This is a genomic window from Mycobacterium sp. (assembly GCF_035314665.1).
Lineage (GTDB): Bacteria > Actinomycetota > Actinomycetes > Mycobacteriales > Mycobacteriaceae > Mycobacterium.
Genome location: NZ_DATFZD010000360.1, coordinates 1 through 9,254 on the forward strand (window position 1 = coordinate 1; position 9,254 = coordinate 9,254).

Below are 9,254 nucleotides of genomic sequence, written 5' to 3' on the forward strand. Positions count from 1 at the left end.
AACCCGACCAAGCGCATGTCGACACTGTCCTTGCAGATCTTCAACAACGCCATAACCGGGTACAAGGCCGCCCAAGCCCGTGCCTGGGCGGGAGCACTCACTCTGGTGGCGTTGGTCCTGCTGTTCACCGTGGCGGCCCGATGGATCGCCAGCCGGACGAGCGTCGGTGGTGGACGTGTCACCGAACCTAGAGCATGAGGAGGACACTGGCTTCAGTGTTCACCGGAGCCCTCCGGTGGCCAGACAGGCCGCCGGTCCGGGCTGTGGGGGTTCGGCCAACTTACGACAACGACGCAGGTCCGTCGGCCGGGTCTGAAAGCGAATGACACCACAGGAGGATCCCGTGACACGGGACATCAACGTGACAACAGATGGCGCGGCAATCGGGCGTACCCAGCACGCGGCCCCGCCGGCACCCCCAGCGACGGAGCCGGTGACGGACAGCGACCTTCGGCTGCGCAGGGGCGCAAAACGGCTGGAGGTGCGGGATCTCAACATTTACTACGGCTCCTTCAAGGCGGTGGCCGACCTCAACATGACGGTCCATCCGCGCAGTGTCACCGCGTTGATTGGACCATCCGGGTGCGGCAAGTCGACTGTTCTGCGGACCCTGAACCGTCTGCACGAGACCGCCCCGGGGGGGCGGGTGGAAGGATCGGTGTTGCTCGACGGCTGTGACATCTACGGCAAACAGATCGGCGCGGTTGCTGTGCGCCGCATCGTCGGGATGGTGTTCCAGCGGCCAAACCCCTTTCCCACCATGTCGATTCGCGACAATGTGGTCGCCGGATTGAAACTGCAAGGGACACACAAGAAGAAAGACCTCGACGAGCTCGCCGAACGTTCGTTGCGCGGGGCGAACCTGTGGAACGAGGTGAAAGATCGGCTGGACACGCCCGGCGGGGGCCTATCCGGTGGCCAGCAGCAGCGGCTCTGCATCGCCCGGGCGATTGCCGTCTCGCCCGACGTATTGCTGATGGACGAACCCTGTTCTGCGCTTGACCCCATCTCGACGCTGGCTATCGAGGATCTGATCGCAGAGCTCAAGGCGCAGTACACCATCGTCATCGTTACCCACAACATGCAGCAGGCTGCTCGCGTCAGCGATCGCACCGCGTTCTTCAACCTGGAGGCCACCGGCAAGCCCGGACGGCTGGTCGAAATCAACAACACCGAGAAGATTTTCTCCAAGCCTGACCAGAAGGCCACCGAGGACTACATTTCCGGCCGGTTCGGCTGACCACTCGGCGTCGGCGGCAACATGCCAGCGGGCTTCCCCGGTATCCCCGGCATGAAGTTGAACGAAGAACCCAACGGACGCAAGTCGATCGCGGCGTGGCTGCTGTCGGCACACCTCGGAGGTCGCGCTGGAAAGCTTGCTACGCCAATGGGACGACCTGGCCGAGTGGCTGGGTGAGGAACTCGAGAATCTGAAGACCTCTGACGAAGTTGAGCGTGCCGCGGCACCGATCTGGACGATGACGAGCGGGATGTACGGCAGCACCGCATGCGCGATGTTGCCGATCAGGCTGACAGTGGTTGCGCCGATCAAGAGGCCCAGAAAAAGCGGACCGCCCGACGGTGGTTCTGTCGGGTGATCTCGGTCAGGGTGGTCATCGTGCCTCCCCCTTGGACGTCGTCAGCTCGTGCTCGACGGTCCGGCCGTTAATGGTGATGATCAGCCGTGCAGATGCACCGAGCGCCGTAAGGTACGCACTCAGAGTCGACAGCAGCATGTCTGATTGACGCTCGATTCTGCTGATCTGGCCCTGACTCGCGTTCAGTGCAGCAGCCAGTTGCACCTGGGTCACGCCAGCGGTGTGACGGATGGAAGAGAGGTCGACGACGACTACAATACTACTCTAATGCTATATAGCATTCAAGCTATATCAGGACAGGTTGCCGCTCGACAGTCAGCGAGGGATCGCTAACTCGTGTCGAGTCTCCTCAGCAGATTGGCAAGCATTAAACCCGATGTCGTATACCGACAACCGGTCGTCGATCCTAAGATGGCCCGATCCGGAGGTAACTCGATATGGTCAGCACAACAACGGGTTACGACGTCATCGTGGTGGGATTGGGCGGTATGGGAAGTGCCGCCGCCTATCATCTGGCGGCCCGAGGACGCCGGGTGCTCGGCCTGGATCGGTATGAGCCCGCCCACGACAAGGGATCCAGCCACGGCGGGTCTCGGATCATCCGCCAGGCTTATTTCGAGGAACCCGGTTATGTTCCGCTGTTGCTGCGGGCCTACGAGCTGTGGGAGAAGCTGGCTGCCGACTCTCAACGTGACCTTTATCGACTCACCGGGGGCCTTTTCATCGGGCCACCGGACTGCCTGATCGTATCCGGTAGCCTGCGTGCCAGCCGCCAATGGGATCTACCGCATGAGTTGCTCGACGCCGCCGAGATCACCGCCCGGTTCCCGAACTTCACCCCCCGCCCCGAAGATATCGCGCTCTACGATGCCAAAGCCGGGTTCGCGCGACCGGAGGTGACGGTGCGCGCACATCTTGAAATCGCCGAAAAAGCAGGGGCCACACTGCAATTTGGTGAACCCGTGCTGGATTGGAACCAGACCGCCGCGGGGATGCGGGTCGTTACGGGTCGTGGGTCTTACACCGCTGGGCAGGTGGTGATCTGCCCGGGCGCCTGGGCGCCGCAGGTGCTGGGTCAGTTCGGTGTTCCCATCACGGTGGAACGTCAGGTGATGTACTGGCTGGACCCGATCGGCGGCGCTTCCAGGTTCGAGGATCACCCCATCTTCATCCACGAGAACGCCGCCGGCATACACACATACGGCTTCCCGGCGATCGACGGACCGCGGGGCGGTGTGAAAGTCGGCTTCGCCCGCAACGGGATCGCCTGTACGCCCGACACCATCGACCGGGTGGTGCACGAGCGGGAAATCGCCGAGATTAGGGCGCGGGTCGCTGAGTTGTTGCCGGCGCTGGCGGGCACGTGCCTGCACGCGGCGACCTGCATGTACTCCAATACACCCGACCGACACTTCGTGATCGGGCGCCACCCGCAATGCGCCGACGTCATCATGGCGTGCGGATTCTCCGGGCACGGCTTCAAATTCGTTCCGGTGGTCGGCGAGATCCTTGCCGACCTCGCCATCGATCGGGCCACCGACCACCCCATCTCGCTGTTCGACCCGCAGAGATCGCCGACCGCATGACCGCTACCAGGCGGCCGTCGGGGATGCAACTGGTTCAATCCCAGTACCGCGCACCAAGGATCGACGCTGTTCAGCGTGTATTTTCGAGGCGGCGCTGCGCCGGGCGTGTGCCCTACGTGTGCTCCCCGAATCAGCGGGCCTTGACGTGTGCTCCCCGAATCAGCGGGCCTTGACGGGCGCGGCCCGGCCTCTCAAGTGTGCTAGGAGCCGACCAGGGCCGAGCCGCGCCCAGACGATGTCGGAAAGAACCCGCATCCTGTCACGTCAGGAGACCCGCGAGTCTGCCGCGGCTTGCGCGTACAGAGCATCAAGCGCCGCATACTCGGCTTCGTCGATGGCGGCTTGTGCGAAATCAATCGCGTCGAGCGCGAAAGCCAGAGCCAGCTTGGCGGACCTCTCGGCCTCCTTCACGTCGTGTTTGGCTTTCTTCTTCTCGATGTTTGCCTTCACCTCGGCGACATGAGCCTCCCACTTGCGGCGGACTTCTTGCGACCGCGACGAAGCTTTATCTTCGGCGGCGTCAGCCTTCTCGCTGAGTCGGTCGGCAGCTGCGGACGCCTTGGCTCTCGCGCTGGCGACGTCGGCGTCGAGCTGGTCCCTGGTCTTATCGCCTGCAGCTTTGATTTTGTCGTTGGCGGTTTTCGCGCTGTCGGAGATTTTCTCGAACTGTGTGCTTAACGCGCCTGCCATCAGGAACTCCTTTTATCACCGCAGGCGGACCCTCCGCCCATCGTGCTAATTGTCGATCCGCAGTGAGTAGCGGTCAATGTCGAGGGGAACACGACTCGTCGAGGAAGACCTCCCGCATGTGCAGCGGTACGCACATTGCGGCCCCCACGCCCGGCATTCGCACCTCGGCCAGCTCGGCGGCGGCCTGTGTGTCAGCCAGGATGGTGTCCGCGTCGTCTTGGTCGGGTTCGCTCAACGCCTGGTGGGCGGCGCGGGCCAGCTCCCCGGCGCTGGCGTAACGATCCCGCGGTTTTTTGGCCAAACCCATTGTGATGACGTCGTCAAACGCGGCCGGGACCTGCGGCGAGTGCTGGCTGGGGCGCGGGATGGGCGCGGTCAGGTGCGCGTTGATCAGCGCGGGCAGATCGCCTGCGGCATACGGCAAGGACCCGGTCAGGCATTCGTACAGGACACAGGCCAGCGCGTAGGTGTCGGCGCGATGGCTAACGTCGGTGTTGCTGAATCGCTCGGGGGCCATGTAGGCGAAGGTCCCGATGGTGGTGCTGGAGCTGGTCAGCTTGGCGTCGGTAGCCGCGTTGGCCAGGCCGAAATCGACCAGGCAGGCGAAGTCGTCGTCGGTGAGCAGGATGTTGGCCGGTTTGATGTCGCGGTGGACCATCTGGGCGCTGTGGGCGGCATCAAGTGCGGCGGCGATCTGACGCACAATCGCCACCGCCCGAGGCGGGCTCAGCGGCCCATCTCGGGCCAGCACATTTTGCAAATCCGTGCCCACGATGAGCCGCATATCGATGTCGACCTGCCCGTCGATCTCCCCGCACCCGCTGGTGACCGGGACCTACGTGGCTCCGAGGGCGGGGCTGGTGACCGTCGCCGAGGTCTACGCCGCCTGGTCAGGAACGGTGGCCCACCTCTCGGCCAAGACCGTCGCGGTACGTCGCGGCGCATGGGCAAACCGGGTTGCTCCTCAGTGGGGAGACGTCGCGGTGGTCGACGTAAGGAACTCAGGAGTTAAGGCCTGGGTAGCGAAGATGGTCGCGGAAGACCTCGGGGTCGCAACGATCGAGAATGCTTTTGGGGTGCTGCGTCAAGTACTCGGAGTTGCGGTGGAGGACAACCGGATTCCACGCAACCCGTGCGACGGCGTGAAAATACCTAAGCGACAGCACGCCGACCGCGGCTACCTGACTCATCACCAGGTGGCCGCTCTCGCTGGTGCCGTAGAGCGCATGCCCGAGGTGATCCGGTTCCTGGCCTACACCGGATTGCGCTGGGGTGAGATGGCTGCTTTGAGGGTCTGTGATTTCAATATGCTGCGACGTCGGATCAACGTCTCCCGGTCGGTGACCGAGTTCAACGGCCTGGTGTGGTCGACTCCCAAGACGGGGGAGCGTCGGTCGGTACCGTTCCCGGCCTCGCTGGCTGGCGAACTGGCTGCGCTGATGGTGGGCAAGGCTCCGGAGGATCTCGTGTTTGCCGGCAGCCAAGGAACAGTCTTGCGGGTCTCTAACTATCGACGCCGGATTTTCGCGCCGGCCGTCGCGGAGTGCCGCAAGACGGACAGCGCATTCCCGGTCATCACACCCCACGATCTGCGTCACACTGCCGCCAGTCTGGCGGTCAGCGCCGGAGCGAACGTGAAGGCTGTGCAACGGATGCTGGGGCACGCCAATGCCTCCATGACCCTGGATGTTTACGCCGATCTATTTGACGACGATTTGGACGGCGTTGCGGACCGCCTGGACGTGGCTATCCACGCTGCTGCGGACCAGCTGCGGACCAGATCAGCGCATTAGCGCCCTGACGTGGTCTTTTAATGCCCTAGAAGGTGTCGACCTTCTCGACGCTGACGAACATGCCGTGGCCGGTGTTCTTGTTGGTGAAGCGGGTGCCGCTCTCGCTGGCCGCGATCGTCCAGCCGTCCGCATCGTAGGTGCGGTAATCGATCGTCACGGTGGGGATGTCGCCGAGGTTGCCCACGACCCACTGCACCGAACCGCTCGCGGTGATGTTCACGCCGTTGGCGCGTTCACCGTCCTGCATCGGGGAATTGGTGAACTCAGCCTCGCAACCCACACTGGCGGTGTCGATTTGGCAGCGCGTCTGACCGGATTTGGTTTCGATGAACACCCGACCGTCCTGGTCGGGTGGCAGCGGGATGGCGCCCGCCGGCGGGTTGGCGCTCGGCGGCGCGGGCCGCGACGAGGTCGGTGCGGGGATGGACGGTTTGGCTTTCGGGAACGACGGCTCGGTTGGTCCGGCGCCCGGGTTGGCCACCGGCTTGCCGTGAATCAGGGAGCTACATCCGCTCGTCAGCGCGGCGCTCGCCAGCAGGGCTGCCAGCAGCAGCCGACCGCCAACGTTTGCCGTCTTTGTTCTCTCCGAAAACATCTCAGACAACAGCCTACGCATGAAGTGACGCAAGTGAACGTAGTGACGCGCCCGCGTCGTTGCGGCTAGTCAGCCATCGCGGCGTAGCCAGCGGCCAGCGCCCGTAACTGGCCGGCGCCGTCACCGGTGAACGACGCGCCGTGCATCAGCGCCAGGGTGGTCGGCGTCGACTGCGCCAACTGCTCCAATGTGGGCGCCAGGTTGGTCGTGAGGCCGGTCGCATGGAACCGCTCCTCGGCTTCCAATGCCGGTGCTACGCAATCAGATTCGGTCAGAGCTGGGCATTGACCGGTGTGCGTGAACAGGTCGCCGGCCAGCAGCGTCGACGTGGTCTCGTCGAACCACAACCCGCTTTCCCAGTTGTGCGGCACATGTGGGGTGGCGATGAACCGCAGCCGGTGCCCGCCGATATCGTGCACGTCGCCCGGTTCGGTGCCGACCGGCACCGGCGGCCGGTCGCACATATCGGTCAGCGACAGCATGCAGGCCAGTGTGCCGTGGATGACTTGCGCGTGCGGAGCCGCGGCCAACAGCATGTTCATCGACCCGCACTCGTCGGCCTCGATGTGGGCGAACGAGATCCAGCGCAACCGCTCCATCGGGATCACCTTGGCAATGGCCGCCGAAACCAGCGGGAAAAGTTGCCGCATGCCGCAGTGGAACAGAAACGGCTCGTCACCGGTCAGCAGAAACTGGTTGAACGTGAAGCCGTGTTCGGTGATGCCCGGCACCCAGGTGGAAAACCGGAAGATGCCCTGCGCGATCTCGTCGACCGTGGTTTGCAGCCCAGTATCCATCTCAAGCCTTTCCGGTTGGGCGCGCCGTTCGGCGGATAGGTGTCGCCGAAAAAGTCCTGTGCTTCAGGGCTTTCAGGGAAGCCACCGCAGCACTCGTCAAGGCCGTCCGCCCAGTGATCGCAGCCATCAGCTCAATCTATAGCCGACGGCCGACAGCGCAGGCTGCTACATCTGCGCCCAGACGATCTTCGTCTGCAGGTAGGTCTCGATGCCGGCCTTGCCGGATTCGTGACCCCAGCCGGATTGCTTGTAGCCACCAAACGGCATGGAGTGGTCGTACGGAAAAGCGCAGTTGAGCCCGACCGTTCCGGCCTTGAGCCGCTTGGCCAGTCGGTGGGAGCGGCCCAGGTCCTTGGTCCACACCGTCGCGGCCAGCCCGTAGGTGCTGTTGTTGGCCAGCGCGACGGCTTCGTCCTCGTCCTCGAACGGCAGGATCGTCACCACCGGCCCGAAGATCTCCTCCTGGAACAGCCGGCTCGTGTCGGGGTCGAGGTTGGTGACGACGGTGGGATGCACGAAGTAGCCCTTGCGGTCGAGCCGGTGTCCGCCGGTGACGATCTCCGCGCCGTCGGATCTGCCCTGCTCGAGGTAGCCCAACACCCGGTTCAGCTGCTTCTGGCTGATCAGCGGACCGCTCATGGTGCCCTCTTCTTTGGGGCCGCCCATCTTCATCGCATTCGCAACCATCGCCATGCCCTCGACGACCTGGTCGTAGACACCGCGCTGGACCAGAATCCGCGAGCCGCACACGCAGGCCTGCCCGGAGTGGACGAACGTGCCGAACGCCGACATCGGGATGGCCTTTTTCAGTTTCGCGTCGTCGAAGATCAGCACCGGGGACTTGCCGCCGAGTTCCAGGGTGACCTTGTTGAGGTTGCTGTCCGCCGAGGCGTGCACGATCGCCCGGCCGACCTCGGTGGAGCCGGTGAAGGCGACCTTCTCGACGTCGGGGTGTGCGGTGATCGCGGCGCCGACGGTGTGGCCGTAGCCGTTGACCAGGTTGGCCACCCCGTCGGGCACACCCGCCTCGGCCAGGATCTGCATCAGCACATGCGCCGAAAGTGGTGTCTCCTCAGCGGGTTTCACCACGCTGTTGCAGCCGGCGGCCAGCGACGGCGCGAGCTTGGCGCAGAAATTGAACACCGGGCCGTTCCACGGGAAGATCAGCCCGACCACGTCATAGGGCTCGCGCAGGGTGTAGGTGTGCATGTGGGAGTCGACGCCGGTGAGGCCACCGGTGTTCACGTCGCGGGCGATGCCGTCGATCTTGGTGCACCAGCCCGCGTAGTAGCGGAACCATTCGGCGCCAACCTTCACCTGCATCTCCGCCTGTGCGGGGTACATGCCGCCGTTGAGCATTTCGAGTTCGGCGAGCAGCGTCGCGTTCTTGTCGATCAGTTCGCCGACCCGCCACAGTACCCTGGCGCGCTCGTAATCGGGCAGGCCCGACCAGACACCCGACTCGGCGGACGCTTTCGCGCGATCGACCGCTTGGTTGACGGCGTCCGGGCCGCCGTCGGTGAACTCGGCGATCTGCTCTTCGGTCGACGGATCGAAGACGCTGATCACGTCACCGGTACCGGGCCGTTCACGGATCTCGTCGAGTACACCCTGCACCGTTGTCATGGGTCGTCCCTTCGGCGTGGATCTATAAAAGTAGAGTGCCGTACGGACCGTACGCTATGCGCCTAACCACGCGATGTCCAGGGTTTTTGCGCGACGCTAATTGCTCTGTGGCTCTTAATCACTGGTGGTCAGCGCGCGCACCGCGGGGCCGAACATGGTCTGTTTGATCGCGCCCAGCGTGCCGGGGTCCTTGCCGTCGAGAGGACGAAGAAGGTCGACGGCCGCGGGCGTCACCGCGCCCTCGGCCGCGACGGCGTCGACAAGGCCGAGGCCTGCGGCGTCGTCGCCGCCGAAGCGGCGTCCGGTCGTCATTGAGGCGACCGCCGCCTGCGGGGTGAGCTTGGCCTGGATCAGTGCGGCCATGCCCGGCGTGAAGGGTATCCGGATGTCGGCTTCGGGAAAGCAGAAGTAGCCACGGTCCGCGCGCATCACCCGAAAGTCGTGCGCCAAGGCCAACATTGCCCCTGCGCCGAAGGCGTGCCCGACCAGAGCGGCGGCGGTGGGGACGGGCAGGGTGAGCATCCGGGCCAGCATGCCCTGGACGCGTCCGACATACCACTGGGTCCGCT

General features: G+C 64.4%; 11 protein-coding genes and 1 pseudogene. 5 read left to right on the plus strand and 7 right to left on the minus strand.

The window, feature by feature from the left end:
* From VKI00_RS24880 to VKI00_RS24890, 3 genes are all read left to right on the plus strand, one after another.
* A partial coding sequence (locus tag VKI00_RS24880) for a hypothetical protein (protein ID WP_324443160.1) occupies positions 1 to 198 on the plus strand: 198 nt, incomplete at its 5' end.
* 256 nt (positions 199 to 454) lie between these two features.
* A complete protein-coding gene (pstB, locus tag VKI00_RS24885) occupies positions 455 to 1,240 on the plus strand; it encodes a phosphate ABC transporter ATP-binding protein PstB (RefSeq protein ID WP_324443168.1) in 786 nt (261 codons plus the stop codon).
* A 136-nt stretch (positions 1,241 to 1,376) separates the two neighbouring features.
* Entirely contained in the window at positions 1,377 to 1,598 is a 222-nt protein-coding gene (locus VKI00_RS24890; protein WP_324443161.1) for a hypothetical protein, read from the plus strand.
* A 15-nt stretch (positions 1,599 to 1,613) separates the two neighbouring features.
* On the opposite strand, the gene VKI00_RS24895 is transcribed toward VKI00_RS24890, so the two are convergent.
* On the minus strand, positions 1,614 to 1,856 hold the full coding sequence (locus VKI00_RS24895; RefSeq protein WP_324443169.1) for a helix-turn-helix transcriptional regulator: 243 nt from the start codon (positions 1,854 to 1,856) through the stop codon (positions 1,614 to 1,616).
* Between the two features lie 179 nt (positions 1,857 to 2,035).
* Between VKI00_RS24895 and solA the strand changes: the two genes are divergently transcribed.
* Positions 2,036 to 3,184, plus strand: coding sequence for an N-methyl-L-tryptophan oxidase (solA, locus tag VKI00_RS24900; RefSeq protein WP_324443162.1), 1,149 nt, complete (start codon positions 2,036 to 2,038; stop codon positions 3,182 to 3,184).
* Positions 3,185 to 3,448: 264 nt separating this feature from the next.
* On the opposite strand, the gene VKI00_RS24905 is transcribed toward solA, so the two are convergent.
* Entirely contained in the window at positions 3,449 to 3,874 is a 426-nt protein-coding gene (locus VKI00_RS24905; RefSeq protein WP_324443163.1) for a hypothetical protein, read from the minus strand.
* Between the two features lie 175 nt (positions 3,875 to 4,049).
* Positions 4,050 to 4,688, minus strand: a pseudogene (locus VKI00_RS24910) (serine/threonine-protein kinase); the annotation flags it as partial.
* Here VKI00_RS24910 and VKI00_RS24915 point away from each other — a divergent pair.
* Positions 4,648 to 5,667, plus strand: a complete 1,020-nt coding sequence (locus VKI00_RS24915) for a site-specific integrase (protein WP_324443164.1) — start codon at positions 4,648 to 4,650, stop codon at positions 5,665 to 5,667. The pseudogene VKI00_RS24910 and the gene VKI00_RS24915 sit on opposite strands and share 41 nt — an antisense overlap.
* Before the next feature lie 25 nt (positions 5,668 to 5,692).
* Here the strand turns inward: VKI00_RS24915 and VKI00_RS24920 are convergent, their stop codons facing one another.
* The 4 genes from VKI00_RS24920 to VKI00_RS24935 form a co-directional block, all read right to left on the minus strand.
* On the minus strand, positions 5,693 to 6,262 hold the full coding sequence (locus VKI00_RS24920) for a hypothetical protein (RefSeq protein ID WP_324443165.1): 570 nt from the start codon (positions 6,260 to 6,262) through the stop codon (positions 5,693 to 5,695).
* A 65-nt stretch (positions 6,263 to 6,327) separates the two neighbouring features.
* Positions 6,328 to 7,047 carry an MBL fold metallo-hydrolase gene (locus tag VKI00_RS24925; RefSeq protein ID WP_324443170.1) on the minus strand — a complete coding sequence of 240 codons (720 nt, stop codon included), beginning with the start codon at positions 7,045 to 7,047 and terminating at the stop codon, positions 6,328 to 6,330.
* A gap of 177 nt (positions 7,048 to 7,224) precedes the next feature.
* Positions 7,225 to 8,685, minus strand: coding sequence for an aldehyde dehydrogenase family protein (locus VKI00_RS24930; RefSeq protein ID WP_324443166.1), 1,461 nt, complete (start codon positions 8,683 to 8,685; stop codon positions 7,225 to 7,227).
* Positions 8,686 to 8,799: 114 nt separating this feature from the next.
* A partial coding sequence (locus VKI00_RS24935) for an enoyl-CoA hydratase/isomerase family protein (RefSeq protein ID WP_324443167.1) occupies positions 8,800 to 9,254 on the minus strand: 455 nt, incomplete at its 5' end.

Bases quoted from the DNA above. Each gene is read 5' to 3' on its own strand.
- solA (WP_324443162.1), top strand. From the start codon at position 2,036: ATGGTCAGCACAACAACGGGTTACGACGTCATCGTGGTGGGATTGGGC.
- VKI00_RS24905 (WP_324443163.1), bottom strand. From the start codon at position 3,874: ATGGCAGGCGCGTTAAGCACACAGTTCGAGAAAATCTCCGACAGCGCG.
- VKI00_RS24915 (WP_324443164.1), top strand. From the start codon at position 4,648: ATGAGCCGCATATCGATGTCGACCTGCCCGTCGATCTCCCCGCACCCG.
- VKI00_RS24920 (WP_324443165.1), bottom strand. From the start codon at position 6,262: ATGTTTTCGGAGAGAACAAAGACGGCAAACGTTGGCGGTCGGCTGCTG.
- VKI00_RS24930 (WP_324443166.1), bottom strand. From the start codon at position 8,685: ATGACAACGGTGCAGGGTGTACTCGACGAGATCCGTGAACGGCCCGGT.